This is a genomic window from Nocardia sp. NPDC051756, from assembly GCF_040681495.1.
In the GTDB taxonomy this organism is placed as follows: Bacteria; Actinomycetota; Actinomycetes; order Mycobacteriales; family Mycobacteriaceae; genus Nocardia.
This window is the reverse complement of record NZ_JBFAYV010000001.1, coordinates 685,251-711,923: the sequence shown is the minus strand read 5'-3', so window position 1 is coordinate 711,923 and position 26,673 is coordinate 685,251. Positions and strand designations below refer to the sequence as shown.

The 26,673-nt window shown below is 68.4% G+C and carries 23 protein-coding genes; 6 read left to right on the top strand and 17 right to left on the bottom strand.

All coding sequences use genetic code 11. The features are described from left to right. Positions 1-95 precede the first annotated feature (95 nt). The 5 genes from AB0M22_RS03400 to ftsY form a co-directional block, all read right to left on the bottom strand. The gene (locus tag AB0M22_RS03400) at positions 96-410 is read right to left on the bottom strand and encodes a hypothetical protein (RefSeq protein ID WP_357378324.1); all 315 of its coding nucleotides are present in this window, start codon (positions 408-410) and stop codon (positions 96-98) included. Positions 411-528: 118 nt separating this feature from the next. Next, positions 529-2,985 (bottom strand): [protein-PII] uridylyltransferase, encoded by a 2,457-nt coding sequence (locus tag AB0M22_RS03395; RefSeq protein WP_364720473.1) that lies wholly within the window; start codon positions 2,983-2,985, stop codon positions 529-531. A gap of 84 nt (positions 2,986-3,069) precedes the next feature. Continuing rightward, positions 3,070-3,408 (bottom strand): P-II family nitrogen regulator, encoded by a 339-nt coding sequence (locus AB0M22_RS03390; protein ID WP_040737447.1) that lies wholly within the window; start codon positions 3,406-3,408, stop codon positions 3,070-3,072. Positions 3,409-3,413: 5 nt separating this feature from the next. Continuing rightward, positions 3,414-4,745: an ammonium transporter gene (locus AB0M22_RS03385; protein WP_150405667.1), complete on the bottom strand. Its 1,332-nt coding sequence runs from the start codon at positions 4,743-4,745 to the stop codon at positions 3,414-3,416. Between the two features lie 406 nt (positions 4,746-5,151). Continuing rightward, positions 5,152-6,684: a signal recognition particle-docking protein FtsY gene (ftsY, locus tag AB0M22_RS03380; RefSeq protein WP_364720470.1), complete on the bottom strand. Its 1,533-nt coding sequence runs from the start codon at positions 6,682-6,684 to the stop codon at positions 5,152-5,154. A 119-nt stretch (positions 6,685-6,803) separates the two neighbouring features. Here ftsY and AB0M22_RS03375 point away from each other — a divergent pair, with 119 nt between their 5' ends. Next, positions 6,804-7,193: a DUF2237 domain-containing protein gene (locus AB0M22_RS03375; protein ID WP_040737431.1), complete on the top strand. Its 390-nt coding sequence runs from the start codon at positions 6,804-6,806 to the stop codon at positions 7,191-7,193. 215 nt (positions 7,194-7,408) lie between these two features. On the opposite strand, the gene AB0M22_RS03370 is transcribed toward AB0M22_RS03375, so the two are convergent. Beyond that, positions 7,409-8,182 (bottom strand): TetR/AcrR family transcriptional regulator, encoded by a 774-nt coding sequence (locus AB0M22_RS03370; RefSeq protein WP_364720467.1) that lies wholly within the window; start codon positions 8,180-8,182, stop codon positions 7,409-7,411. 105 nt (positions 8,183-8,287) lie between these two features. On the opposite strand from AB0M22_RS03370, the gene AB0M22_RS03365 reads away from it, so the two are divergent. Next, the gene (locus AB0M22_RS03365; RefSeq protein WP_364720465.1) at positions 8,288-9,205 is read left to right on the top strand and encodes an NmrA family NAD(P)-binding protein; all 918 of its coding nucleotides are present in this window, start codon (positions 8,288-8,290) and stop codon (positions 9,203-9,205) included. A gap of 134 nt (positions 9,206-9,339) precedes the next feature. On the opposite strand, the gene smc is transcribed toward AB0M22_RS03365, so the two are convergent. Further along, positions 9,340-12,963, bottom strand: coding sequence for a chromosome segregation protein SMC (gene smc / locus AB0M22_RS03360; RefSeq protein WP_364720462.1), 3,624 nt, complete (start codon positions 12,961-12,963; stop codon positions 9,340-9,342). Between the two features lie 489 nt (positions 12,964-13,452). Between smc and AB0M22_RS03355 the strand changes: the two genes are divergently transcribed. Next, positions 13,453-15,507, top strand: a complete 2,055-nt coding sequence (locus tag AB0M22_RS03355; protein WP_364720460.1) for a hypothetical protein — start codon at positions 13,453-13,455, stop codon at positions 15,505-15,507. A 22-nt stretch (positions 15,508-15,529) separates the two neighbouring features. Here AB0M22_RS03355 and AB0M22_RS03350 read toward each other — a convergent pair whose 3' ends face one another. Beyond that, on the bottom strand, positions 15,530-15,955 hold the full coding sequence (locus tag AB0M22_RS03350) for a DUF1707 domain-containing protein (RefSeq protein WP_364720457.1): 426 nt from the start codon (positions 15,953-15,955) through the stop codon (positions 15,530-15,532). A 198-nt stretch (positions 15,956-16,153) separates the two neighbouring features. On the opposite strand from AB0M22_RS03350, the gene AB0M22_RS03345 reads away from it, so the two are divergent. From AB0M22_RS03345 to AB0M22_RS03335, 3 genes are all read left to right on the top strand, one after another. Next, positions 16,154-17,239 carry an S-(hydroxymethyl)mycothiol dehydrogenase gene (locus AB0M22_RS03345; RefSeq protein WP_364720455.1) on the top strand — a complete coding sequence of 362 codons (1,086 nt, stop codon included), beginning with the start codon at positions 16,154-16,156 and terminating at the stop codon, positions 17,237-17,239. Next, positions 17,236-17,862 (top strand): MBL fold metallo-hydrolase, encoded by a 627-nt coding sequence (locus AB0M22_RS03340; RefSeq protein WP_364720453.1) that lies wholly within the window; start codon positions 17,236-17,238, stop codon positions 17,860-17,862. Before AB0M22_RS03345 ends, AB0M22_RS03340 begins: the two co-directional genes overlap by 4 nt. Positions 17,863-18,102: 240 nt before the next feature. Continuing rightward, a complete protein-coding gene (locus tag AB0M22_RS03335; RefSeq protein ID WP_364720451.1) occupies positions 18,103-19,302 on the top strand; it encodes a Cmx/CmrA family chloramphenicol efflux MFS transporter in 1,200 nt (399 codons plus the stop codon). 37 nt (positions 19,303-19,339) lie between these two features. Here the strand turns inward: AB0M22_RS03335 and AB0M22_RS03330 are convergent, their stop codons facing one another. The 9 genes from AB0M22_RS03330 to AB0M22_RS03290 form a co-directional block, all read right to left on the bottom strand. After that, positions 19,340-19,660: a helix-turn-helix transcriptional regulator gene (locus AB0M22_RS03330; RefSeq protein ID WP_364720449.1), complete on the bottom strand. Its 321-nt coding sequence runs from the start codon at positions 19,658-19,660 to the stop codon at positions 19,340-19,342. Further along, positions 19,657-20,034: a type II toxin-antitoxin system RelE/ParE family toxin gene (locus AB0M22_RS03325; RefSeq protein ID WP_364720446.1), complete on the bottom strand. Its 378-nt coding sequence runs from the start codon at positions 20,032-20,034 to the stop codon at positions 19,657-19,659. Before AB0M22_RS03325 ends, AB0M22_RS03330 begins: the two co-directional genes overlap by 4 nt. Positions 20,035-20,172: 138 nt before the next feature. Continuing rightward, positions 20,173-20,628, bottom strand: coding sequence for a DUF350 domain-containing protein (locus tag AB0M22_RS03320; RefSeq protein WP_150405538.1), 456 nt, complete (start codon positions 20,626-20,628; stop codon positions 20,173-20,175). Continuing rightward, positions 20,628-21,809, bottom strand: coding sequence for a glutathionylspermidine synthase family protein (locus AB0M22_RS03315; protein ID WP_364720441.1), 1,182 nt, complete (start codon positions 21,807-21,809; stop codon positions 20,628-20,630). Before AB0M22_RS03315 ends, AB0M22_RS03320 begins: the two co-directional genes overlap by 1 nt. Then, positions 21,809-22,471: a hypothetical protein gene (locus tag AB0M22_RS03310; RefSeq protein WP_364720438.1), complete on the bottom strand. Its 663-nt coding sequence runs from the start codon at positions 22,469-22,471 to the stop codon at positions 21,809-21,811. Before AB0M22_RS03310 ends, AB0M22_RS03315 begins: the two co-directional genes overlap by 1 nt. Before the next feature lie 31 nt (positions 22,472-22,502). After that, a complete protein-coding gene (locus tag AB0M22_RS03305; protein ID WP_364720435.1) occupies positions 22,503-22,790 on the bottom strand; it encodes an acylphosphatase in 288 nt (95 codons plus the stop codon). Further along, on the bottom strand, positions 22,790-23,236 hold the full coding sequence (locus AB0M22_RS03300) for an OsmC family protein (protein ID WP_364720432.1): 447 nt from the start codon (positions 23,234-23,236) through the stop codon (positions 22,790-22,792). Before AB0M22_RS03300 ends, AB0M22_RS03305 begins: the two co-directional genes overlap by 1 nt. A gap of 95 nt (positions 23,237-23,331) precedes the next feature. Further along, complete coding sequence (locus tag AB0M22_RS03295) at positions 23,332-24,039, bottom strand: response regulator (protein WP_150405534.1); 708 nt, start codon at positions 24,037-24,039, stop codon at positions 23,332-23,334. A 56-nt stretch (positions 24,040-24,095) separates the two neighbouring features. Then, positions 24,096-26,597: a sensor histidine kinase KdpD gene (locus AB0M22_RS03290; protein ID WP_364720429.1), complete on the bottom strand. Its 2,502-nt coding sequence runs from the start codon at positions 26,595-26,597 to the stop codon at positions 24,096-24,098. Positions 26,598-26,673 lie beyond the last annotated feature (76 nt).

Below are 26,673 nucleotides of genomic sequence, written 5' to 3'. Positions count from 1 at the left end.
TAGCCGACCTGTCCGCGCATGGGGATGAACGCGCAGGAAAGCGACCGGGCCATTTCGCTCCCGGTCGCCGGATTTCCCACGCTGTACCGCAGATCTTATTCGAGCGAACGACGTCGCGGTTTGGCCGTCTTGCGATAGTCGTGATTCTCCTTGGCCACCATGTAGACCGCCTCGCGCGCGGTCAATCCCAGCTCGAGTGCCAGGTCGTCGAGGATGGCCCATTCCGTGGTGGTGGGGATTCGCGAGTTGGCGACCGTGGAGGCGATGGTCATGGCGGTCACAGCCTGTTGTCCGGTCAATGTCCGACCCGGTAGCCAGGAAACGACCCAGCGATCCCCGCCGACGCACCGCGCCATGTGCGTGGTCTCGTCGCTCGTCATCATCGACGCCGAAACAACTTCAATTGCCACCGACGTGCTCCCCTCATGCTAGCGATAGCCAGACGCTCTGATACTAGAACGTGAGGGAGCCTCGAGATATGGGTTCCAGCAAATCGTGTGCAACAGATTGGTTACTAGGTAGCGAAGGTCAGGAACCGATGATCTCCGGTCCGGGCATGCCCGCTTCCGGCTTCTTCGGCGCCGGGCGCGGGACGACGGCCAGGATCGCTTTCTCGATATCCGCCCGGCGGTCCGGGCTGTCCGCGGAACCGAGGTCGAGGCAGAAGGTGTCGACGACGGCCGAGCCCATGGTCACCACCTTCGCCCAGCGAACGTCGGCGCCGCTGTCCTCGAGGGCTGCGGCGAGCCGGCTGAGTACCCCGATCCGATCCTCGGCGCGCAGTTCGAGCAGCACCTGCCCCGGCACCGAGGCGCCGGACCAGAGCACGCGCGGCTGCGCCTGCGCGAATTGGCTGGGTCCGATGCCGCCCGCCTCCCGTTCGCGCTTCGCGAGCACGGCGGGAACGTCCAGGTCACCGGCAATCGCGCGGATCAGTTCCTGGCGCAACAAACCGGCATCCGGCGGGTCACCGAACTTCGGCGACACCACGAAAGTGTCGATGGCGGAATCGCCTTCGACGCCGAGCGAGGCCGAGAGCACCCGCAGCGAGTGCAGCGCGAGCACCCCGGCGGCGTCGGAGAGCAGGCCCGCGGCGTCGGGCGCGATCACGGTGACCGTGTAGGTGTATTTGCCCTCCCCCGGCTTCAATTCGACGTGCACGCCGCCCGCCTTGGCCTTGGCGACGAGTTCCGGCGCGATCGGTTCCGGCGTCGGCAGCTCGCCGCCGGCCATGACCAGGCGGCAGCGCCGGACGAGGTCGCCGATCAGCGAGGCCTTCCAATCACCCCAGACGCCGGGTCCGGTGGCGAGCGAGTCCGCCTCGGCCAAGGTGTGCAGCAGTTCCAGCAGTTCCGGATCGCCGCCGAGCGTGTCGACGACGTGCTGGACCGTGGCGGGGTCGGCCAGGTCGCGACGGGTCGCGGTGTCGGGGAGCAGCAGATGGTGCCGGACGATGGCGCTGAGGGTGCGTACGTCCGATGGCCACAGGCCGAGCCGACGGCCGATATGGGTGGCCAGTTCGGCCCCGACAACGCTGTGGTCGCCGGCCCGGCCCTTGCCGATGTCGTGTAGCAAAGCGCCGAGCGCGAGCAGGTCCGGTCGGGCCACGCGGGTGCTCATCGCACTGGCGTAGGACACCGTCTCCATCAGATGGCGATCGACGGTCCAGGTGTGCAGGGCATCGCGCGGCGGTAGGTCGCGCACGGCGCCCCACTCCGGAAGCAGCCTGCCCCACAAGCCCGTTCGGTCCAGCGCCTCGATCGCGTCGATGGCGCCGCGGCCCGCGCCGAGCAGCACCAGCAGGTCGTTGAGCGCGTCCTTCGGCCAGGGTTCGCGCAGCTCCGGCGCGTCCTCGGAGAGCCGGTTCAGCGTGGTGGCCGACATCGGCAGCCCGGTCTGTGCCGATGCGGCCGCCACCCGGAGGATGAGGCCGGGGTCGCGCTGCGGCCGCGCGTCCCTGGCCAGCACCACCTCCCCCGCGTGCTCGACCACCCCCTCATCGAGTGGTCGGCGCACCGGCATGCGGCGCAGGCGGGCCAGTCCACGCCGCGGCAAAGCGTTTGCCGCGGTACGCAATCCGACATCCACCGAGTAGCTCACGGTCCGCGCGGAATCGCTCAGCGTGCGGGCCAGATCGAAGCGGTCGCCGACTCGCAGCGCCGCGCCGATCTCGTCGGCATCCTGAGCGCGCAGCTGGTCACGGGCTCGGCCCGCGACCCGGTGCAGCTCCGTGCGAACATCCAGCAACCGTCGATGTGCTTGTTTCAGGCCACCTCCGGGCACCTCCGGACCGAGTCCCGGCATGGCATCGGTCAATTGGGCGATGGCCAGCGCGTCGAGCAACTGGATGTCCCGCAGCCCGCCGCGCCCGTTCTTCAGATCGGGTTCGGCGCGATGGGCGATCTCGCCGCTGCGCTGCCAGCGCGCCTCGGCCTGGGCGATCAGCTCGTCGAACCGGGACCGGATCCCGGTCCGCCACTCCCGGCGCACCCCGCCGATCAGCAGGTTGCTCAGGTCCTGATCGCCGACGATGTGCCTGGCCTCCAGCATGCCGAGCGCGGCGATCAGATCGTCGGACGCCACCCGCAGCGCCTGCGGGACGGTCCGCACGCTGTGATCGAGCTTGATGTGGGCGTCCCACAGCGGATACCAGAGCTGGTCGGCCACCTCGGCGACCCGGGCCGGGTCGACGTCATCGTGCAGCAGCACCAGGTCCAGATCGGAGTAGGGCAGCATCTCCCCGCGACCGAGTCCGCCGACCGCGACCACGGCGAGGCCGCTGTCCCTGGTGATCCCCAGTTCGGTGCCCTTGCTCGTGAGCCACAGCTCGTAGAGATCGACCAGGGCCTGGCGTAAGGACTCGGCGTCGAGCCGTGGGTTGCGTGGCATACCGCCGTCGAGCAGTTGTGTTCGAGCGCGGACCAGATCGGCCGCCCCATTGGATACCTTGCCGCCGTTGCCTTCGCCGTGCCCGTTGCTGCCCACAACCCACCACCCATCCATACGCTGGCGGCCCCGCCCCGACCGGTGCTCCGGTAGGAGGCGGGGCCGCCGCTCGATCGATATTCGTTACAGAGCGTCGGTACCGCGTTCGCCGGTCCGCACTCGGATGATCGTGTCGACCGGAGTCACCCAGACCTTGCCGTCACCGATCTTGCCGGTGCGGGAGGCCTCGACGATCACCTCGACGACCTTGTCCACGGACGCGTCGTCGACGACCACCTCGACCCGAACCTTGGGCACGAAATCCACGGAGTACTCCGCACCGCGGTAGACCTCGGTGTGGCCCTTCTGGCGGCCGTAACCCTGCACCTCGCTGACAGTCATGCCGAGCACGCCCGCCTGCTCGAGCCCGGTCTTGACGTCCTCGAGTGTGAACGGTTTGACGATTGCGGTGATCAGTTTCATGTTCGTCATGCCTCCTTGACGGCCGAACGTGCCGTGCTGCCCAGCGCGGCGAAATCGTAGGCGGTTTCCGCGTGCTCGGACTCGTCCAAGCCCACGGCCTCGGCTTCGTCGCTGACTCGCAGCCCAATGGTGAACTTCACGATATAGGCAATGATCAGGCTGGCGATGAAGGAGAAGGCAAGTACCGCACCGGCACCCACCGCCTGCCGCCACAGCTGGTCGATGCCGCCGCCGTAGAACAGGCCGGTCTTGCCCGCGCCCGCCTCCGGCGTGGCGACCAGGCCGACCATCAGGGTGCCGACGATGCCGCCGACCAGGTGCACGCCGACCACGTCGAGCGAGTCGTCGAAGCCGAACTTGAACTTCAGGCCCACCGCGAGGGCGCAGAGCACGCCGGCGACCACACCGATGACCAGCGCGCCGAGCACGTTGACCGAGGAGCAGGACGGGGTGATCGCAACCAGACCGGCCACCACACCCGAGGCCGCGCCGAGCGAGGTCGGCTTGCCGTCACGGAACTTCTCCACCAGCAGCCAGCCGAGCATGCCCGCGCAGGTCGCGAAGGTGGTGGTGATGAAGGTCGAACCGGCCAGGCCGCCCGAGGTGACCGCGGAACCCGCGTTGAAGCCGAACCAGCCGAACCACAGCAGACCGGCGCCGAGCATGACGAAGGGCAGGTTGTGCGGGCGGAACGCGGTGGTCGGCCAGCCCTTGCGCTTACCGAGCACCAGCACCAGGGCGAGACCGGCCGCACCGGCGTTGATGTGCACCGCGGTGCCACCGGCGAAGTCGACCGCGAGCAGCTTGTTCGCGATCCAGCCGCCCTCGTGCACGACGGTGCCGTCCGCGTCCTTCACATCGAAGTCGAAGACCCAGTGCGCGACCGGGAAGTAGACCACCGTGGCCCAGATGCCCGCGAAGAGCAGCCAGGAGCCGAACTTGAGGCGGTCGGCGACCGCGCCCGAGATGAGGGCAACCGTGATGATGGCGAACATCAGCTGGAAGGCGACGAACACGCTCATCGGAATGGTGCCCGCGAGCGGAATGTTCACCGCCGCCGTGGTGACCGCGCCGCTGGCGTCCTTGACCTCGGCAACCGAGTTGCCGCCGATCAGACCCTTCAGTCCGAAGAACTGCGCGGGGTCACCGATCACGCCGAACTTGTTGTCGCCGAATGCCGTCGAGTATCCGTACAGCGACCATAGGACGCCGATCAATCCCATGGCACTGACACTCATCATGATCATGTTCAGCACGTTCTTCGAACGGACCATGCCGCCGTAGAAAAATGCCAGACCGGGCGTCATCAACAACACAAGCGCTGAACTCGCCAGCATCCATGCGGTGTCACCAGTGTCCGGTGCACCGGTAAGGGGAAAAGCCACCTTGAAGTCCTCCTCATCTCGGGCCCTGCCGACTCCGGCAAATGGACCTGCACAGAAGGGTCCTCACTCGGTGTTTCATCCACAGAGCTGGCGTGTTTCACCTGCGTGAACGGATGGGCCAGTTGTGTTGCTTCCACGTTTCGTGGTTTACACCGCGACTTTCCGAGCTGATCGGAAGCTAGCTTCGGACAAAAGGGATAGACGGTTACCGGCGAGTAGAGCTAGCAAACATTCCGTTTGCGGCGCCTTTCACCGCAAACACAACGGATGCCGGATCGAATTTCGCCGCGCGCTCGCGCGGCTCGATAATTCGTCCCATCTAATGCCGATATCGCGCCGATCCGAATATCGGGCCGGCTCAGCCGAGCAGTGCGTCCACGAACGCGCCCGGCTCGAACGGCGCCAGATCGTCGGCGCCCTCGCCGAGCCCGACCAGCTTCACCGGGACGCCCAGCTCGTGCTGCACCTGGAAGACGATGCCGCCCTTGGCCGTTCCGTCGAGCTTGGTCAGCACCACGCCGGTAATGTCGACCACCTCGGCGAACACCCGCGCCTGCATCAGCCCGTTCTGGCCGACCGTGGCGTCGAGCACCAGCAGCACCTCGTCGACGGCGGCCTTCTTCTCTACTACGCGCTTGACCTTGCCCAGCTCGTCCATCAGGCCGGTCTTGGTGTGCAGGCGACCCGCGGTGTCGATCATCACCACGTCCACGCCACGCTCGATGCCCGCGCTGACCGCGTCGAAGGCGACGGCGGCGGGATCGGCGGCTTCCTTGCCCCGAATGGTGTCGGCACCGACCCGCTCGCCCCAGGTCTGCAACTGGTCGGCGGCCGCGGCGCGGAAGGTGTCGGCCGCGCCGAGCAGCACTCGGCGGCCGTCGGCGACCAGCACGCGGGCGAGTTTGCCGGTGGTGGTGGTCTTTCCGGTGCCGTTGACGCCGACGACGAGCAGGATCGACGGGTGGTCGGCGTGCGGCAGGGCGCGGATCGAGCGGTCGAGTTCCGGGCGCAGCGCCTCGATCAGCACGTCGCGCAGGACCGCGCGGGCGTCGTCGGTGGTGCGGACGCTGCGCGAGGCCATCTCCTGGCGCAGCCGAGCCACGACCGCGGCGGTGCTTGCGGTGCCGAGGTCGGCGAGCACCAGGGTGTCCTCCACCTCTTCCCAGGACTCGTCGTCGAGGTCGCCGCCGCCGAGCAGGCCGAGCAGGCTCTTGCCGACCGCGTTCTGCGAGCGGGACAGCCGGCCGCGCAGGCGAACGAGGCGGCCCGCGGTGGGGTCGATGTCCTCGAGCGGAACCGGGGATTCGGCGCCGGCGGCGGTGTCGGGGGCGGCTCCGGTCGGAGTGAGGTCCGTTCCGCTCAGGGGTGTGGTGGTTCCGGGCGCGGCCGCTCCGGTCTGAGATGTGCCCGTCGTCGGGGCTGCGTCCGTCTCGGCGGGTGCCTCCGACTCAGCGGGTTCGGCCGGTGCGATGCTCGATTCGGCCGTGCCCGTCTCTGCCGACTCCGCGGTGTCCGTTTCCTCGGGTGCAGTCGCCACGTCCGCGCCGACTTCGGTCGCCGGCGCCTCGACGACATCGGTCTCCGGCAGCGTGACATTCGTGATCCCGCGCTTCGGCGCGTCCCGCGGGATGGCCGCGTCGTCGCCGACGTGCGGCTGCCCGTCGTCGTCGGTGCGCTCGATCGGCTGCGGTTCCTTGGTCGCGGTCCCGCCTTGACTGAAGCTGAATCCGCCCGATGCCGAGTACCCACCGGACTTGTCGGTCAGCTCTTTGTCGGCGGGCGGCGGCGTCAGCGATACCCGGGAGCGCTTGTACCGGACAAATCCGACAACAAGCACCACCAGCAGTAAGGCGGCGGCGACGGCGATCAGGATCCAGGCTGCGGAACTCACGCGCCCATCCTTGCAGAACCGAGCGGCCTGCTTTACCACGCCGCCCCGGGGCCGAGACACAACCCCCGAGATTTCTTGTCCTGCGGAACTTCTCGCGAGGTGGCAATAGGATCGGCGACGTGACCGATCGAAACGTGCTTGGGGGGCCGCTGGAAGAGTGCGGCACCGATCCTCTCACCGGCTTCTACCGGGACGGCTGCTGCAGCACCGGGCCGGAGGATCTCGGCAGCCACACCGTGTGCACCGTCGTCACGGCCGAATTCCTGGAACATCAGGCGTCCATCGGCAACGATCTGAGTACGCCGCGCCCGGAGAACAACTTCCCGGGCCTACAACCAGGAGACCGCTGGTGCGTGGTGGCCGTACGTTGGCTGCACGCGCATGAGGACGGTGTCGCCGCACCCGTGGTGCTGGCCGCAACGCACGAAAACGCCCTGGAAGTGATCTCGATGGACATCCTGCGTAAATACGCCGTGGACGTGCCCAACGACGTGAGTGACCTGCTGTAGAACCGCCCATCGCCCGGCGGCAGCCCGCGCCTCGCGCCGCGGCTGCCGACCGGACCTGTCCCCGGCAACGTCCGGTTTCGTCCCACGGCGCTTTTGCGCCATTCGATCTCCGCCTCGCACAATGCGATTCAGATCACTCTGCCGTCGAACCTTTCATGATCAACGGGACATGCCGGCGGCGACTCAGGAGTGGATCCGCCACCAGGTCCCGTTGATCATGGCCGCCGGGCTGCCGCGCGTTGGCGATGCGCCTTCTGGCGGCAAGCGGCCGAGCAGTAGCGGGCGCGGCGGCCGGTTCCGGTGTGCCGCACCGTTGCGTCACAGACCGGGCAACGATGCTCGCCGGTTTCGTTACGATCCGATGATTCGTTACGGACATCCGTTCCCCCGATACGATTCGTTACGCCCGGTGTGGCACGCATAGCGTCGAGGACGATCGCGGCCGTGCGATCGATCCGTCCTTTGGACTGCTGAAGCCGTTGGATCGCAACGCATCCGGTGAATATCGCCAGTACATCGGCCACTTCGATATCGGCGCGCACCGCGCCCTGCCGCTGCGCGGCGAGCAGTAGTCCACCCAGCGCTTTATGGAAACGTGCTCCGGCACTCATCAGCAAAGCTCGCGGCCAACCGTCGTCGGATTGCATCAGTTCGCACAACGCCTCGTTACCGGGCGTCGACGCGACCACCTCGGTGCAGAAGTCGAAGAACGCGGCACCCGGATCCGGGGCGTCGAGATGGTCGGCCGCCAGCTTGGCCAGCCGATCGACGCGCTGCTGCATAACCGCTTCCAGCAGATCGAATTTCGTCGGGAAGTGCCGGTAGACGGTGCCCGCGCCGACCCCGGCCCGGCGGGCGACTTCGGCCAGCGACACCGACGGTCCGTGCTCGGCGAACGCCCGCTGCGCGGCGGCCAGCACCAGCGTGCGGTTGCGGCGGGCATCGGCCCGCGCCGCGGTGTTCGGCGCGGCGTCGACTGCTGCGGTCATTTCGTTACGCCCTCCTCTTGCCTGACCTGGTGAACCGGGTCAGGGCACCCGTATGGTCCGAAATACGGGTTGCTCGACCCGATTCTATCGACAGAGAAGGCACGCATGTCCCCTCAGCACAACCTCGTTCTCGTCACCGGCGCCACCGGCAAGCAGGGCGGCGCGACCGCCCGCAGGCTGCTGGCCGACGGCCGGGCGGTGCGGGCGCTGGTCCGCGATCCGCACGCGCCCGCCGCGCAGGCCTTGGCCGCCGCGGGTGCGGAACTCGCCGTCGGCGACTTCGACGCCCCCGACACCCTGCCCGCCGCACTCGCCGGTGCCACAGCACTATTCGCGGTGCCGCCGGCCGCACACGGCCCGCAGGGCTGGGATGTCGACCTCGAAGCGCAGCGCGGCACGGCCCTCGTCGACGCGGCCCGCAAGGCCGGCGTCGAGCAGATCGTGTTCACCGGCATCGCCTCGTTCCCCGGCGACAACACCTGGGGCGCGATCGGCAAGAACCGCATCGAGGACGCGATCGCGGCCAGCGGCGCCCGCTACACCCTGCTGCGCCCGGTCCGCTTCATGGAGAACTACCTGATGCGCGGCTTCCCGGTCGACGGCATCGTCGACGGCGTGCACCGGCACCTGTTCCCCGCCGATCAGCCGATGAAAGTCATCGCGCTGGCCGACATCGCCGACATCGCGGCCCTGGCCTTCGCCGATCCGGATCGCCTGCACGGCAAGACCCTCGAACTCGCGGGCGACGCAGTGACGCCACCGGCCGCGGCCGCGGCGATCACCGAGGCCACCGGTCATCCGGTCCGCTATCAGGAACTCGACGAGGCGGCCGCCGCCGAACTCGGCGACTCGATCGCACACACCTGGCGACTGATGCGCAAGACCGGCGGTTGGCTCGCCGACATCGCCGCGGTCCGCGAAATCCACCCGGGCCTACGCACGTTCGACACCTGGCTCACCGAAACCGGTGCCGCCCAGATCAAATCGCTGCTGGACAGCGACCGGGTACCCGCCCCACGCTGACGCTCCGGCGATGCAGCCGCACACCTTCCAGCTTCCCGCACACCCTTTCGCATGCAATTCCCTGTGCGGCAAGTCAGGGGGTATGCGGATCGACCGCATGCGAGTCTCGGTGCGGCGGGTCGAAAGGTGTGCGGTCAGCCGGCGGCGGCGCCGACCGGGTCGGCCACGTTCTGCCCGCGCATGCGCTGCGAGATGACCTGGGTGATGCCGTCGCCGCGCATACTGACGCCGTAGAGCGCGTCGGCGATCTCCATGGTCGGCTTCTGGTGGGTGATGACGATCAGCTGGCTCTTCTCCCGCAGTTGCTCGAACAGGCCGATCAGGCGGCGCAGGTTGGTGTCGTCCAGCGCGGCCTCGACCTCGTCCATCACGTAGAACGGGGATGGCCGGGCACGGAAGATGGCGACCAGCAAGGCCACCGCGGTGAGCGACTTCTCGCCACCGGAGAGCAGCGAGAGCCGCTTGACCTTCTTGCCCGGCGGCCTGGCCTCCACCTCGATGCCGGTGGTGAGCATGTCCGACGGGTCGGTGAGGATCAGGCGGCCCTCGCCGCCGGGGAACAGCTTCGCGAAGACGCCGACGAACTCCCGCTCGACGTCCTCCCACGCCTCGGTGAACACCTGCAAGATCCGCGCGTCCACCTCGGCGACCACCTCCAGGAGGTCCTTGCGCGCGCTCTTGACGTCTTCGAGTTGGGTGGCGAGGAAGTTGTAGCGCTCCTCGAGCGCCGCGAACTCTTCCAGCGCAAGCGGATTCACCTTGCCGAGGGTGGTGAGGTCCTTCTCGGCGCGTTTGGCGCGGCGTTCCTGGGTGGGCCGGTCGTAGGGCATCGGCGCGGGCGCGGTGACCTGTTCGCCGCGCTCCTTCGCCTGCTCGTACTCCTGCCATTCCAGGTCGGTCGGCGGCAGCGGCACGTCGGGGCCGTACTCGGCGATCAGGTCGTTGAGCGCGATGCCGAACTGCTCGGAGATGGTCGTCTCCAGCTGTTCGATGCGCAGGGCCGCTTGGGCTTTCGCCACTTCGTCGCGGTGCACCGCGTCGGTGAGCTGGGCCAGCTGGGTGGACAGCGCCCGCACCCGCTCCTTGACCTGCTCGACCTGAGCGGCGGCCTCGCCGCGGCGGCGGACCAGGTCGTCGCGGCGGGTACCCGCCTCGGCGACCACCTTTTCCAGCTCCGCGGCGACGCGGGCGCCGGATTCCGCCACGGCCGCAGCGACTTCGGCGGCCTTCTTGCGCGAGGCCTGCGCGCGTTCGGCACGGGCCCGGGTCTCGCGTTCGGCGCGCGCGGCCCGGCGCAGCGAATCCGCCTTGCCGCGAACCGATTCCGCGCGTTCCTCGGCGGTGCGCACCGAAAGCCGGGCCTCCACCTCCATCGAGCGCGCCTCGGCCAGCGCGGCGGCGGCCTCCTCGCGTTCGCGGCCCGCGGTCTCGGTGCCCGCGGAGGTGCCGTCGGAGTCGATCTCGGACTGTTCGAGTTCGGCGTTGCGCAGCCGGTCCTCGATCTCGGCCAGCGAGGTGAGCGCTTCCTCGCGGCTCGCCTCGGTTTCCGTGCGCTGCGCGAGCAGCCGCTCGCTGTCGCCCTGCGCGGTGCGGGCGGTGTGGCCGAGGCGGCCGAGCCGGTCGTAGATGGCGACCAGGGACTGGTCGGATTCGTGCAGCGCGAGCAGCGCCTGGTCGACGGCGTCCTTGCGATCGGTCTGTTCGGCCAGCGCGCCGGACAGCGCCGCCTCGAGTTCCTCGGCCCGGCGCTGCGCCGCGACCAGGTCGGTCTTGGCGCCGTCGATGTCGGCCTGGATCTCCAGCTGGCTCGGCGCGCGGTCGGAACCGCCGAGCAGCCAACCGGATCCGGTGAGATCGCCGTCGCGGGTGACCACTCGAATGTCCGGACGGGCGGTCACTACGGCCCGGGCGGCAGCCAAGTCGTCGACCACGGCGATGCCCGCGGTGAGTGCGGTAATCGCGCCGCGCATGGTGTCCGGGCACTCGACCACGTCGGTCAACCAGCGCGCGGCACCCGGGAGCGAGCCGAATTGCGGTCGGCTGCCGCCGTCGGCGCCGAAGACCAGGGCGGCACGTCCGCCGTCTGCGTCCTTCAACGCGCGGATGGCGTCGTGCGCCGACTCTCCGGTGTCCGCCGCGACCGCATCGGCGAGCGGACCGAGCGCGGCGGCGACCGCTGCTTCGAATCCGCCGTGCACGCGCAACAGCCCGGACAGCGGGCCGAGCAGGCCCTGCGACCGATGCTCGACCAGCCAGGCCGCGCCGTCGCGGCGGGCCAGGCCCATGCCGAGCGCCTCGATCCGCGCCGACAGCGACGCGACCCGCTTACTCGCCTCGCGGTCCTGCTCGCGCAGTTCGGTCACGCGCTGATCCGCCAGCGCCAGTGCCTGCACCGCGTGTTCGTGCTGCGCGTCCAGGCCCGCCTCGCCGGCGTCCAGCTCGCTGAGTTCGGTCTGCACCGTGTCGAATTCGGCCTGCGCGGCGTCGCCGCGCTGCCGCGCGTCGGCGATCGAGGTGGTCAGCCGGGCGATCTCGCCGTCGTAGGACTGTGCCCTGGTGCGCAACGTGTCGACCTTGCCGACCAGCCGAGCCACGCCTTCGCGGCGGTCCGCGATCGCGCGCACGGCGGCCAGGTGCGCCTGCTCGGCGGCCTTGGCGGAGTGTTCGCGTTCGGCCAGCGCGTCACGCGCGGCTTCGAGGGTCTCGGTCGCGATCTCGACCGCCTCGCGCAGTTCGGCCTCCTCGGCCTCCACCCGCTCGGCCTCGGCCTCCAGCTGCTCCGGGTCACGCCCGCTGCCGACCGGAGTCTCGGTGTCGAGGTGCCGGGCCCGGTCCTGCGCGATGCGGATGGTCGCGTTGACCCGTTCGGCCAGCGCGGAGAGCTGGAACCAGATCTGCGCGGCGGCCTCGGCGCTCGGCGTCAGCCGGGACAGCTGGAATTCCTGCTGCGCCAGTGCGGCATTGGCGGCGTCCAGTTCGCTCTGCACGTTGATGTGCTGCTCGCGAGCGTAGGCTTCCTTGCTCTGCTGACTCTCCAGCTCGCCGCGGCGGGTCACCAGGTCGTCGGCGGCCAGGCGCATTCGCGCGTCGCGCAGGTCGGCCTGCACGGTCTGCGCGCGACGGGCCACCTCCGCCTGCCGGCCGAGCGGCTTGAGCTGGCGGCGCAGCTCGGTGGTGAGGTCGGTGAGGCGGGCCAGGTTGGCCTGCATGGCGTCGAGCTTGCGCACCGCCTTCTCTTTGCGCTTGCGGTGTTTGAGCACGCCGGCGGCCTCTTCGATGAACGCGCGCCGGTCCTCCGGGCGCGATTCCAGAATGGCCGAGAGCTGACCCTGTCCGACGATGACGTGCATCTCGCGGCCGATGCCGGAGTCGCTGAGCAGCTCCTGCACATCCATCAGCCGGCAGGAGCTGCCGTTGATCTCGTATTCGCCGGCGCCGTCGCGGAACATCCGCCGGGTGATGGACACCTCGGCGTAGTCGATCGGCAGCGCGCCGTCGGAGTTGTCGATGGTGAGGGTGACCTCGGCGCGGCCGAGCGCGGCCCGGCCCGCGGTGCCCGCGAAGATCACGTCCTGCATCTTGCCGCCGCGCAACGCCTTCGCGCCCTGCTCGCCCATGACCCAGGTCAGCGCGTCCACCACGTTGGACTTGCCGGATCCGTTCGGACCGACCACACACGTGATACCCGGTTCCAATCGCAGCGTCGTCGCGGACGCGAAGGACTTGAAGCCCTTCAACGTCAGGCTCTTGAGATGCAAGTTCGACGACCTTTCCGTTTTCGATTGGCGGCCTTCGTCGGTCCGGCAAGCTGCCCATCGCGCACACCGTTCAGGTTCTGCCTGGTCAGCAGACGCGGGCGACCAGCCATGGTATCCGTCGAGTGTCGAATACCCCCGACGCGGGACGGACCCCCGTGACCGAGCGGTGCTTCGGCGATACACGTAGGTTATCGAGTCATCCCGCAATCCCGGGTATTTCGATGTGCCCGAGGTTTGCCGGACGCGTACTCAGTGTCTACCGCACCGGATCCGGCGCCGCGACCGACGCGCCCACCGCATGCAGGACGATAGCGCGCCCGGACAGGGCGGGCAGATGCTCGCAGGTAACCAACTCGGGCATCTTCTTCGACCTCAACGGAACCGTTACACCAATAGAACGACGGACTCGCCGCACGCCCTGCCGTCCGGCGACGTCGCCGCATACGATCCATGCTGATTCGCCAGCGGGAATGTTTGGAGCGCCACAGGATGCCAGCCCCAGCCGGGACCTACACGGCGTTCCGGCTTGCCCGAATCGCGGCGCTGGTCGGCGGCAGTCTGTTGTTTCTCTACGCGTGTGAAAACAGCAAGAGCGCGGTGCTGGCGGACAAGTGGGTCGAGGTCGCGATCGCGGGTGGGTTGTTGGCCGCCGGATTGGGGGTGGCCTGGTTCGAGGTCAAGCTGATCGACTACCCCGAGTACGACGATGCGGACGACGAGCCGGAGCCGGCGAGGATTCGCGCGAGGCGAGCGGAGGCTCCACGGGCACGAACGGTGGCACGCCGGGATCGCGCCGAATCCCGCACTGTGGGCGCGGCGCAAGCCCTCGACCGGGTACGCAAGAGCCGGTGGATATCCGGCCTGATCCGCGCCGACGACGGACCCGCTGTCGATCGGGCCGGAAGCCAGGAGTTCCTGGTCGAATCCGAGGGCTGGTCGATGCGCGCCAAGATCGCCCGATCCGGTGATCTGATCTTCCACGGTCACGATCTCGGCGGCACCTACCCGCCGTACGAATGGATGTGGGTCTTCCACCCCGACACCTTCGCGGCGATCCGCGCGGCGCTCGGAGACGACGAAGGGGACATTCTCGAACTGCTCGAAGAGGTTGTCCCGCAGCTGGATCGACACGGACGGCATGATCCGGGCGCTTGGCTGCGGTCTCACGACATTCCCGCGACCTACCGCGAGAAGGGCGTCAGCGCCACTCAGCAGACCCGCGAACTCCCGATCATGCAGCCCGGCCTACCCCGCCCGACACCCCGGCGCGCGGAACCCCTTTCGGCGCGGTCGCACCGAAAAGATCTGCCGGCCAAGCGCTCCCAGCGCGACCGGCGCAATGCCGAACCCCTCGACGAAGAGTCGTCGCCCATTCCCGTCGTGCCCACGCGTTCGCGGCGAGATTCGATCACACCGAGCCGGTCCCGATACGCGGATCCTGCCGCTGCGCAGCCTTACGACGAGCCGGAACCTGAACGCGCACGAAGAGATCCGATCTCGCGCGGCAGGTCCCGATACGACGACGCCGAACCCGCACACTCGCCCTACGACGAGCCCGAACCGGCACGCTCACGACGAGACTCGGTCTCACCCTCCGGATTCCGTCGCGCGGACGTCGAACCGGTCCGGTCGGGTTATGAAGATCCCGAACCGGCACGCTCGGGACGAGGACCGATCGCGCCGTCGAGATACGCGGACGCCGAACCCGCGCGGACGCCCTACGTGGATTTGGAATCTGCACGCGTGCACTGGCCTTCCGCCGAACCGGCGCGCTCGTCGCCGGACAGTCTCGCCGCTACCCGGCACTCCTACGAAGAGCCCGCGCCTGCTCGGGCACCACACGAGGCACCGGAGTCTGTACGCGCACAGCAGGAATACGCCCCCACGCAGTCGTCTTACGAAGACTTCGGGGACGCTCGATCGACTTACGCAGAACCGGCGCAGCCGCAGTGGGAGGTCGATCCGGCACCGCACTACGCGGACCCGGCACCGCATTGGCCGGTCCAGGACGACAACGCACGACCTCCGCTCGAGCGGCGCAGACGGTCTCAGCCCGCGGTGCCCGGCTACGACGAACAGTCGCCTTACGAGGATCCGGCGGAGGTCTGGGCCCGGCGCCAGCGGCTCGACGCCATTCAGGCGCAGCTCGAGCAACACACACCGGAGCCACCGGCGTATCGCCGGGAAGCCGCACAGCCGCACTATGATTCGCGCCTCGGCCAACCCGATCTTCCGCTACAGCGCAGAGGCAGTTCGGCCGTGCCTCACGATTACGCGGAAGCGGGCCGGTACGAACAGCTTTCGCCACCCCGGCAACGACCCGCGCCGACCGCCGGGCCGTCCTGGCCCGAGCGGTCGATGCCGCGTCAGCGGCAAGCACCTCCCCCGCCGAGACAGCGCGACGAATACGCCCAGCCGTGGGACGACGAGCCCGATGAGTACAACCCACCCGCTCGCCGCCGCCCCCGCTCGAGCCCGCCGCCGAATCAGACCGGCTCGGGGCGCCACGCATCCTCACACAGCGCTACCCCGCCCTGGCCGTAAACCGTTGCCTGCCAACGCATCCTCAGCGCACGTGGCGTGAGTACTTACCGGATTCGAACCCGGTGAGCATCCGGAACACCAGCACCGCACCCCACGGCCCGATCACCCAGATCGGCCACGGGTAGGTGAATTCGCCGACGCTGAGCGAGATCGCGCCCCAGATGAACAGGACGAGCACGCTCACCCCGAGCCAGCTGGTGCCCTCGATCTTCTGCCAGATCGGGATGCGCGAACGCGAATCGGCTTTGCCGGTCGGCGCTTTCGGCAGCTTGGGCAGATCCGAGAGCACCAGCTGCAAATCATCGGTGGTGGTCGTCGCGTACACCTGAGCGGTGCGCTGATCGTATTCGGCGAGGTCGATCCGCCCATCCTCCATGTGCCGGGCGAGCAGGCGCACCACCTTCTCGCGTTCGGCGTTCGAGGCGCGGGTACCGGTCGAGATTTCCATCTGCGGTTCCTTGTCGACGGTTCCACCCTCCATAGTGGAATATAAACTAAGAATGCACCCTCCATAGTGGAATGTCAACCCTTCGACCGGCCGACCGGACCCGGCGCTGGTGTCGCCACCCCGGGCGCGGCAGTATGGACGAAGCTCAGCTCGCGGGCGCTCCGGATCCGCGTCGACGAAATCTCCTAGGAGGCATAGGTGTCGGAAACCGTGCGCGGTGTCATCGCCCGTAGCAAAGGCGCGCCGGTCGAGATCGTCGACGTGGTGATTCCCGATCCGGGTGCGCACGACGTGATCGTGCGGGTGCAGGCCTGCGGCGTCTGCCACACCGACCTGCACTACCGCGAGGGCGGCATCAACGACGAGTTCCCGTTCCTGCTCGGGCACGAGGCCGCGGGCATCGTGGAGACCGTCGGCGACGCGGTCACGCACGTCGAGGTCGGCGATTTCGTGGTGCTGAACTGGCGCGCCGTGTGCGGCGAATGCCGGGCCTGTAAGCGCGGCCGCCCCTCGTACTGCTTCGCCAGCCACAACGCGAGCAAGAAGATGACCCTCACCGACGGCACCGAGCTGAGCCCGGCGCTCGGCATCGGCGCCTTCGTGGACAAGACGCTGGTGCACGAAGGACAGTGCACCAAGGTCGATCCGGCCGCCGACCCCGCGGTCGCCGGGCTGCTCGGCTGCGGCGTGATGGCGGGCATCGGCGCGGCGATGAACACCGGCAACGTGTCCCGCGGCGACACCGTCGCGGTGCTCGGCTGCGGCGGGGTCGGCGACGCCGCCATCGCCGGCGCGCGGCTGGCCGGCGCGAAGACCATCATCGCGGTCGATCGCGACGCCCGGAAGCTGAACTGGGCCACCGACTTCGGCGCGACCCACACCATCGACGCGACCAGCGAGGACGTGGTCGAGAAGATCCAGGAGTACACCGACGGCTTCGGCGCCGACGTGGTCATCGAGGCGGTCGGCCGCCCGGAAACCTGGAAGCAGGCGTTCTACGCCCGCGATCTGGCCGGCACCGTGGTCCTGGTCGGCGTACCCACACCGGACATGACCATCGAGATGCCGCTGATCGACCTGTTCTCCCGCGGCGGCGCGCTGAAGTCGTCCTGGTACGGCGACTGCCTGCCCGAGCGCGACTTCCCGATGCTGGTCGACCTGCATCTGCAAGGCCGGCTGCCGCTGGAACGTTTTGTCACCGAACGCATTTCGCTCGATCAGGTGGAGGCGTCGTTCACCGCGATGCACGCCGGCGAGGTGCTCCGCTCGGTGGTGGTCCTGTGAGCCTGCGCATCGATCGCGTCGTCACCTCCGGCACCTTCTCCCTCGACGGCGGCACCTGGGACGTCGACAACAACGTCTGGCTCCTCGGCGACGACCAGGACGTCCTCGTCATCGATGCCGCGCACGACGCGGACGCGATCGCCGCGGCCGTCGGCTCCCGCAACGTGGTCGCGATCCTGTGCACGCACGGCCACAACGACCACGTCACCGTCGCACCGGAATTGAGCGCCCGGCTCGACGCTCCCATCCTCCTGCACCCGGCCGACGATCCGCTCTGGCGGATGACCCACCCCGACGTCGACTACCGTTCGCTCGCCGACACTCCTCGAATCACCGTGGGCGGCACCGACATCGACATCCTGCACACACCAGGTCACTCCCCCGGCTCGGTCTCCCTGCACCTCCCCGAGGCCGCCGCGCTCTTCACCGGTGACACCCTCTTCTCCGGCGGTCCCGGCGCCACCGGCCGCTCCTACTCCGATTTCGGCACCATCATCGACTCCATCCGCGACCGCCTGCTCACCCTCCCCGACGAAACCACCGTGCACACCGGCCACGGCGACACCACCACCATCGGCGCCGAAAAGCCTTCGCTCGCCGACTGGATCGCCCGCGGTCACTAAATCCCTTGCGGTCACGGGCGGTGCCGTTGTTATGGTGTCGCTCGTGACTTCTCCAGAGGCGTCCAGACTCTAGCCACCTGTCGAACGACCAGGTGGCGTTCCCTCGCCATTCGCGAAACGACCTGCCCGCCAGGTCGTTCGACGCTGCGCGTCGCCCCGTAATGGGCGATATCAGCTCCGCCTCCCGTCCGCTGTGCCGGATGGGTGGCTCGGTGTCGAACAGAGTCTGGGAGTCTTTGTATGCCTGTTGTCGTTTTCGTCTTGGGTCTGGCCGTATTCGCCCAGGGCACATCGGAATTCATGTTGTCCGGGCTGATCGAGCCCATCGCCGCGGACGTCGGCGTATCCCTCGGTTCAGCCGGGTTACTGACCTCGCTGTTCGCCGTCGGAATGATCATCGGCGCCCCGCTGATGGCGATGGCCGCCGGCCGCTGGCCCGCCCGGCACGCCCTGACCGGCTGCCTGTCGTTGTTCATCGCCGCCCACATCGTCGGCGCGCTCACTACAACATTCGCGGTCCTGCTCGCCACCCGAGTGGCCGCCGCGATAGCCAACGCCGGATTCCTCGCGGTCGCCCTCGCCGCCCTGCCCACCCTCGCCGGCCCACACCGAGTCGGCCGAGCCACCTCGATCATCCTGTCCGGCGTAACCCTGGCCTGTATCGCCGGCGTCCCCGCCGGCGCCTTCCTCGGTCAAACCCTCGGCTGGCGCTCAGCATTCTGGGCCGTCGTCATCGTGAGTGTCCCTGCGCTGCTTGGCACTTGGCTGCTGGTTCGACCAGCGCCACGAACAGAGCAATCGGCCGGCACTGCCCTCCGGACAGAGTGGCGAGCACTAAGCCTGCCGCGCGTGCGGGTCCCGCTGATCCTCGGCGGTTTCGTGAACGCAGCGACCTTCGCTGCCTTCACCTACCTCGCCGTAGTCACCACCAACGTCACCGGAGCCGGACCGGCTTGGACCCCAATAGTGCTGGCGCTCTTCGGAATCGGCTCATTCCTCGGCGTAACCCTCGGCGGCCACTATGCCGACCGCCACGCCCACATCATCATCACCACCGGATCGATTGCCCTACCGATCATCTGGACCACCACAGCCCTGACAGCCCACTCCCTACCGGGCATCCTGATCATGGCCACCATCACCGGCGCCACATCCTTCGCCGTCGGCTCCACCTGGATCGCCCGAACAATCACCGCCGCCACCCCCACCGCCCCGCACCTGAGCGGCGCCTTCGCCACCGCCGCCCTCAACATCGGCGCCGCCACCGGCCCAGCCCTCGCAGCCCTGACCATCAGCACAACCGAATCCCCAACATCCGCCCTATGGACCAGCACAGCTCTGGCCGCCACCGCCCTCGCAATCGCCACCAGCACCCGCCGCCACTGGACCTCCGGCTACCCGCTGGATCAGGAACCCAGCTCCCGCATCAACACTCGCTGACCACGCGCCCGTGAGTGGCAGGTGCGCCTCTCACGGGTCAACCCACGCGCAGTTGCTCGTCGCCGAAGTCGGCGACGAGCTTCAGCACCCCGCCGAGCGCGGATACGTACCGATCCAATACGTCTCGGGTGGACACCTCGCCCTGTTCGATCTGCGAGACCCGCGCCACCGATACGCCCATCTGCTCTGCGACCTGTTTCTGATTGAGCCCGCGGTGCTTCCGCAGTTCCGCGAGCCGCCAGCCGCGGGCACGGTCTTTGAGACGGTCGACACCCTCCGCGAATTTCTCGGGTCCGCCAGCCACCTCGATCGCGCGTTCGAGATGTCCGCTGTCGCGCCAGCGACGGTAGTTGCTCATTCGCTCAACTCCCTCTCCCGTTCGATCAAATAAAACTCATATAGACGCTCAGCTCGCGGTATGGCCTCGCGATACCACTGCCGCCATTTCCCCGACTTATCGCCGGCCACAAGCAGAATCGCCGACCGCCATGGATCGAAGACGAACAGTATTCGGATCTCGCTGTGGCCGGAGGAGCCCGGTCGCAGCTCCTTCAGATTCGCGATCGACGACCCGGCGATCCTGTCCACCAATGGTCTTCCTTGGCACGGCCCATTCTCCTCGAGCACCAGGATCGCTTGATTCACCAACTTGTACGTTTCGCAGTCGGTCTCACACAGGCCGTCGAGGAACTGCCCCACCTCGTCGGTCATGAAGATCTCCCACTCGTCCATTGACGGTACCTCCCCTTGGTCCGCGATTCAAGGATTTCCTTAACAGGAATTGATCGAGCGAATGCGGTTGCAGGGTAGGTCGTGGGTCCGACAAGTAACGTCTGACCAGCAGCGGCGCTCGCCGCCGTGGGTTAGCTGCTACAGGATCGCGAAGGCTACTACGAGGCCGAGGGCGAAATGGGCGGCGGCTACTACCAGGACTTCGGTGGTGTAGGTGTCGGCGTGCAGGGCGGCGCCGATGTCGATGCCGAGGGCTTTTTCGATGACGCGGACCGAGACGACCTGGGCGATGATGCCGACGAGGCCGAAGACGAGGGCGGCGATGAGGCCTTCGGAGAGCTTGCCGCCGGTGCCGACCGCGAGGATGGCGAGGACGACGATGAAGGCCATGCTGATCATGCCCGCGGCGGTGACGATGATCGCGTTGGGCTTGCCCGCGACGACCAGCGCGCGCAGCTTGCCCGGCGTGGTCAGGTCGATGGCGTAGAACCCGACGAGCATCAGCACCAGACCGATGAGGGCGTAGAGGATGATCGCTCCCACGCCCTCGCCGAGCGAGCTCCAGTACCCCGATTCGAGGGCGACTGTGGTCATCATGGTCCTTCCGGAGTGTTTTGGGCGATGCGGTGCGGGACGAAGGCGGAGCCGTCGTCGGTGATCAGTCCGGCGGTCTCCCGGATGCCGAGTCCGGCGGCGGTGTCGCCGACGATCCAGGCGCCGAGCACGGGACGCATGTCGTCGAATTCCGGTAGCGGGTCCAGCAATTGGTAGACGTAGCCCTCTTCGCCGTAGATGCCGCCGGTGGCGGTTTCCAGGCCGGCGCCGACGATGGTCATGTTGGCGCCCTCGCGGCCCAGCTTCGGCTTACGGATGTATTCGGTGAGCTCGTTGGGCTGATCCAGGTACGCGGGCAACAGATTCGGGTGTCCCGGGTACATCTCCCACAGCACCGCGAGGATCGCCTTGTTGCTGAGCAACGTCTTCCACAGCGGCTCGATCCACATGGTCTGCGGCAGGCTGCCGACGACCCGCTTGCCGAAGTCGTCGTCGAGCGCCCACTCCCACGGGTAGAGCTTGAAGATCGCCTCGATCGGCGCCTCGGCCAGATCGACGAAACGTTCCAGCTCCGTGTCGAATCCGACCTCTTCGATCGGCAACGCGATGGTGTCGAACCCGGCCTCGGCCGCGGTCTCCTGCATGTAGGCGGTGGTGACGTTGTCCTCACCGGTCGCGTCCGCACCGGACCAACTGAAGTGCAGTTGCGCGGTCGGCAGGACGTCGCGCAGCTCGGTCCAGCGCTCGACCAGCTTCTCGTGCAACGAATTCCACTGATCGCCGCCGGGGTAGAGCGCGGTCAGCCAGTGCCACTGCACGATTGCCGCCTCCAGCAGCGACGTCGGCGTATCCGCGTTGTATTCCAGCAGTTTCGCCGGACGACGCGCGTCGTAGCGCAGGTCGAACCGTCCGTAGACGTAAGGGTCACTGCGCCGCCAGGATTCGGCGATCGGCGCCCAACTCCATTCGGGCAGGCCGAAATCCTTGAACCGCCCGGTGAGCACGACGTGTTCGACGGCGTTGAGGCACATCGAATGCAGCAGCTCGACATCGGCTTCGAGCGCGAGGATTTCGTCCATCTCGAACTCGTAGTACACCGATTCGTCCCAGTACGGGCGCGGCTGACCGCCGGCGTCGCGGCCGGGCACACCGTAGACCAGGCCCTGACTCTCGGTGATCTGCTGCCAATCCGGCCGGGGCGTACTGCGCACTCGCCGCACTAGGACCCTCCGCCGGTGCTCTTGCTGCCGAGCCCGCCACGCTGAATCGTGGTGCCGCTCTTCGTCTTTATCTCCGCGCTCTTGGGTTTCACGGTGGTGCCGCCGGTCGGCGGCTTGCCGATGGTGGGGGTGCCGCCGTAGTAGTAGCGGTACTGCGGGCCGCCGCCGAGGATGATCAGGCCGGGGTTGATGCCGCCATCACTGACGAAGCCGCGCCGCCCGTCGCCGCAATAGCTGTCGTCGACGACGATTTCCTGACCGTTCTCGGTCTTCACGCACGACGCGGTGACCTTGTCCGGCGCACTGATCGCCCGATAGGCGAGGTAACCGCCGCCGACCAGCGCCGCGACGCCGACGATGGCGACCCCGCCGATCATCACCCGCTTGCGCGTGCGCTTCTTCGCCACGTCCGCCGCTGCCGCGGCCTGCTGAGCTTCCTCGGCGCGCTTGCGTGCCTTGTCCCTGGCCCGTGCCTCGGCCACGGTGGGCGGGCGCGGCTGGGTGATGCCCGGCTCCTGCCGCTGCACACTGCCTTGCCGAGGCGGGTCCGGTTGCGGGGCGGGAGGGTGGAATTCGTGCGCCCCGGCCGTGCTCGGCGGTTGCTCCGCCGCGGCAGGGGGCTCGTTCCCCGGACGCTCGTCACCGGGATCGTTCGTGCTCACTGTCGAGTCCTCGTCCTATCCCGGCCCACCACTACCGCTCCTCGAATCCGGTCATATCACCCCGCGCGGGCTCCCAGCTTTCCACAACCAAGGTCACCCGACCAGGTGTATCACCGGAACGTAGCAGTTCCAGCAACCGCACGCAGTCGGCTCGCGGCCCCTCCGCGACGACATGCACCCGCCCGTCGCGCGCGTTCGTGGCATGTCCGCTCAACCCGAGTTCCAACGCGCGCGACCGCGTCCACCAGCGGAATCCCACCCCCTGGACGCGGCCGTGCGCCCACGCGCTCAGCCGGGATAGCTCAGCGTCCTCGCCCATCAGGCCTCGATATCGAAGGACAAAGTCACCTTCGTCCCCGCCTCCAGCGTCCGGCCCACCGTGCACGCCTTGTCGATCGCGCGCTGCACGGTAACCAGCAACCGCTCGCGCGCCTCCTGGTCCAATTCGCTGAGGTCGAGCTGGAACGTCTCGTCCAGCTGCGGGTACAGCTCGTTCTCCCGGTCCGCGTCGCCGGCCACGCGGACGGTCGCATCGAAGGAGTCGCCGAGCTTGCGCGCGATGGAGAAGTCGGCGCTCAATCCGGAGCAACCGGCCAGCGCGATCTTCAGCAACTCGCCGGGGGTGAAGGCGCCCGGCACGCCCTGCGACGCGATCAGGACTTCGGCGCCGCGCGAGCTGCGGCCGGTGTACGCCCGCGTCCCGGTGCGCTCGACCCAGAGTTCGGTCGGTTGTGATGCCGCGGTCGCGGATGTCTGTTCAGCCATGGGTCGATCCTGCCATTTCTCGTCGGAGTCCACTCACGCCTGGCAACGCGGGTCGGGCGGTCGGGCATTCCGGCGGGCGGGGCGATCCCGGCCACTCACTCCTGGAACCGGTAGCCCATCCCCGCCTCAGTCAGCAGGTGCTTGGGGTGCGACGGATCGTCCTCGAGCTTGCGCCGCAACTGGGCCAGATAAACGCGCAGGTAATGGGTTTCGGTCGCATACGACGGCCCCCACACCTCGCGCAGCAGCTCCTTGCGCCCGACCAGCTTGCCCTTGTTGCGCACCAGCATCTCGAGCATGCCCCACTCGGTGGGCGTGAGGTGCACCGTCTCGTCGTTCTTGGTCACCTTCTTGGCGGCCAGGTCGACGGTGAACGACGAGGTCACCACCACCGGGTCGGAGGAGTCGGTGTCGGCGGCGCCGCGCCGGACCGCGGCGCGCAGCCGGGCCAGCAGCTCGTCCATGCCGAACGGCTTGGTGACGTAGTCGTCCGCGCCGGCGTCCAGGGCCTCGACCTTGTCCGCGGAGTCGGTGCGCGCGGAGAGCACGATCACCGGCGCCGAGGTCCAGCCGCGCAGCCCGGCCAATACCTCGATGCCGTCGATGTCGGGCAGGCCGAGATCGAGGATGACCACGTCGGGGTGCTTGTCGGCGGCCGCACGCAACGCGGCGCCGCCGGTTCCCGCGGTGATCACCTCGTAGCCGCGGACCGACAGATTGATCCGCAGGGCGCGCACGATCTGCGGTTCGTCGTCGACCACCAGCACCTTGATCGCCGGGGCATCCTGCTTCTTGTCGGTCATCACGGCTTCCTGTGTGGTCCGGGGCTGCGGGGCCGCCACTGTCGATGTATCCATCATCAGCTGCTCGCTTCCGTTTCGTCGGCAGGCAGGTCCACGATCATGGTCAATCCTCCGCCAGGGGTCGGTTCGGCGTGCACGGTGCCACCCATCGCCTCGACGAAACCGCGCACCACGGACAGGCCGAGCCCGACCCCGGTGGTGTTGTCGCGGTCGCCGAGCCGCTGGAACGGCTCGAAGAGTTGTTCCTCGGTGCCCGGCGGCACGCCGGGACCGACGTCGACGACCGCGATGGAGATGCGGCCGCCCTCGCGTTCGGCGGTGACCCGCACCGGCGTGTCGCGGGTCGCGTGCCGTAGGGCGTTGTCGATCAGGTTGGCCACCACGCGTTCCAGCAGTCCGGCGTCCGCGCGCACGGAGACGTCGCCGACCTCGACCTTCACCCGATCCATCGCCGCGCGCCGCAGCCCGCGCGCGCCCATGCCGACGCTGACCAGCGCCCGGTGCACCACCTCGTCCATGTACACCCGTTGCAGCTGCGGTTTCACCACCCCGACGGCCAGCCGGGACGAGTCGAGCAGGTTGCCGACCAGCGCGGTCAGCTGATCCACCGATTCCTCGATGGTCTCCAGCAATTCGGTGGTGTCCTCGGCGGAGAACTCGATGTCGTCGCTGCGCAGGCTGGACACCGCGGCCTTGGCCCCGGCCAGCGGGGTGCGCAGGTCGTGGCTCACCGCGGACAGCAGCGCCCGGCGCAACCGGTCCGCCTCGAGCAGGGCGGCGGCGGCACTGGCCTCTTCGGCGAGGCGGGATTGCCGGACCAGGCCGGCCGCCTGATTGGCGACCGCGTTGAGCACCGGTCGATCGGCCGCGGCCAACGGGCGTCCGGCCAGCAGCAGCAGGCTCGACGCGTCCCCGGCTTGAATCACCGTCTCGGCGTCGGCGGCGCGCTCCGGCGGATTCTGACCCACCGCGGCGACCACCTGTTCGCCGCACAGCATGCTGACCGCGCGCAGGCCGTAGGTCTCCCTGACCTGTTCCAGCAGTTTGGGCAGGTCCGCGCCGTGCAGCACGGCACCGGCGAACAGGGTCAGCAGTTCGGCTTGCTGCGAGGCCCGGCGGGCCTGCCGGGTCAGCTTCGCGGCCACGTCGACCAACGCCGCCACCGCCACCGCGACGAACAACAGCACCACCACCGTGACGAAGCTGTCCGGCTCGGCGATGGTCAGGCTGTAGCGCGGATCGGCGAAGAACCAGTTCAGCAGCAGCCCGGACAGCAGCGCCGAAAAGGCCGCGGGGACAACGCCGCCGAGCAACGCGACCGCGACGACGCCGATGAAGAACACCGCGCTGAGCCCGCCGAGCTGGAGGTAACCGTCCAGGAAGGCGACGCCGAGTCCGCACACCGCGGAGGGCACCAGCACCGCCGCGAGCCAGGCCCGGATGGGCTGGCGCGGCATGAGCGAGCCCTTGCGCAGGCCACGATGGGCTTCCTCGTGCGTGACCATGTGTACGTCGATCTTGCCCGACTGCTGCACCACGGTGGAGCCGATGCCCTCGTCCACCATCCGCGCCCACCGGGAGCGGCGCGACGTGCCCAGCACCAGCTGGGTCGCGTTCACCTCGCGGGCGAATTCCAGCAGCGCGGTCGGCACGTTGTCGCCGGTGATGGTGTGCAGCGAGGCGTCCAAACTGCCTGCCAGCTCCCGTAATCGGTTCAACCGTTCGGTCGACACACCGGCCAGCCCGTCGCCGCGCACGACATGCACCAGGACGAGTTCGGCGCTGGCCTTGCTCGCGATGCGACTGGCCCGGCGCACCACCGTTTCCGACTCCGGTCCCCCGGTCACCGCGACGACGACCCGCTCGCGGGCCTCCCACAGATCGGTGATCTTGTGGTCGGCCCGGTACTTCGAGAGCGCGGCGTCGACCTGATCGGCCAGCCACAACAGCGCCAATTCTCTTAGCGCGGTGAGGTTTCCAGGACGGAAGTAGTTGCGCAGCGCGGCGTCCACCTTGTCCGCCGCGTAGACGTTTCCGTGAGACAACCTGCGCCGCAACGCTTCCGGCGTGAGGTCGACCAGCTCGACCTGATCCGCGCCGCGCACGATCGCGTCCGGCACCGTCTCGCGCTGCTGGATGCCGGTGATCTGCTCGACCACATCGTTGAGGCTCTCCAGGTGCTGCACGTTCACCGTGGAGATCACGTCGATGCCCGCGTCGAGGAGTTCTTCCACGTCCTGCCAACGCTTTTCGTGCTTTCCGCCCGGCGCGTTGGTGTGCGCCAGCTCGTCGACCAGCGCCACCGTCGGATGCCGGCGCAGCACCGCCTCGACGTCGAGTTCGGGCAGCTCGGTACCGCGGTACTCCACCAGCTTCGGTGGAATCCGCTCGATGCCCTCCAGCAGGGCGGCGGTCTTGGCCCGCCCATGTGTTTCCACTACCGCGGCGACCACATCGCGGCCGCGCTCGATCCGCCGGTGTGCCTCGCCGAGCATGGCGTAGGTCTTGCCGACTCCCGGCGCGGCGCCGAGGTAGATCCGGAGTTGGCCGCGTTTCACTCGTTCATCATTGCGCGTCGAGGTCCCGGAACCGAGTACCCCTCGGACGTATCGGCGCGGTGCGCCACGTCCCGGT

Coding starts and splice junctions, on each gene's coding strand:
- AB0M22_RS03390 (WP_040737447.1), bottom strand. CDS start 3,408: ATGAAACTGATCACCGCAATCGTCAAACCGTTCACACTCGAGGACGTC.
- AB0M22_RS03385 (WP_150405667.1), bottom strand. CDS start 4,745: ATGCTGGCGAGTTCAGCGCTTGTGTTGTTGATGACGCCCGGTCTGGCA.
- AB0M22_RS03370 (WP_364720467.1), bottom strand. CDS start 8,182: ATGACCGCAGCAGTCGACGCCGCGCCGAACACCGCGGCGCGGGCCGAT.
- AB0M22_RS03365 (WP_364720465.1), top strand. CDS start 8,288: ATGTCCCCTCAGCACAACCTCGTTCTCGTCACCGGCGCCACCGGCAAG.
- AB0M22_RS03355 (WP_364720460.1), top strand. CDS start 13,453: ATGCCAGCCCCAGCCGGGACCTACACGGCGTTCCGGCTTGCCCGAATC.
- AB0M22_RS03350 (WP_364720457.1), bottom strand. CDS start 15,955: ATGGAAATCTCGACCGGTACCCGCGCCTCGAACGCCGAACGCGAGAAG.
- AB0M22_RS03335 (WP_364720451.1), top strand. CDS start 18,103: ATGCCTGTTGTCGTTTTCGTCTTGGGTCTGGCCGTATTCGCCCAGGGC.
- AB0M22_RS03330 (WP_364720449.1), bottom strand. CDS start 19,660: ATGAGCAACTACCGTCGCTGGCGCGACAGCGGACATCTCGAACGCGCG.
- AB0M22_RS03325 (WP_364720446.1), bottom strand. CDS start 20,034: ATGGACGAGTGGGAGATCTTCATGACCGACGAGGTGGGGCAGTTCCTC.
- AB0M22_RS03320 (WP_150405538.1), bottom strand. CDS start 20,628: ATGACCACAGTCGCCCTCGAATCGGGGTACTGGAGCTCGCTCGGCGAG.
- AB0M22_RS03305 (WP_364720435.1), bottom strand. CDS start 22,790: ATGGGCGAGGACGCTGAGCTATCCCGGCTGAGCGCGTGGGCGCACGGC.
- AB0M22_RS03300 (WP_364720432.1), bottom strand. CDS start 23,236: ATGGCTGAACAGACATCCGCGACCGCGGCATCACAACCGACCGAACTC.
- AB0M22_RS03295 (WP_150405534.1), bottom strand. CDS start 24,039: ATGACCGACAAGAAGCAGGATGCCCCGGCGATCAAGGTGCTGGTGGTC.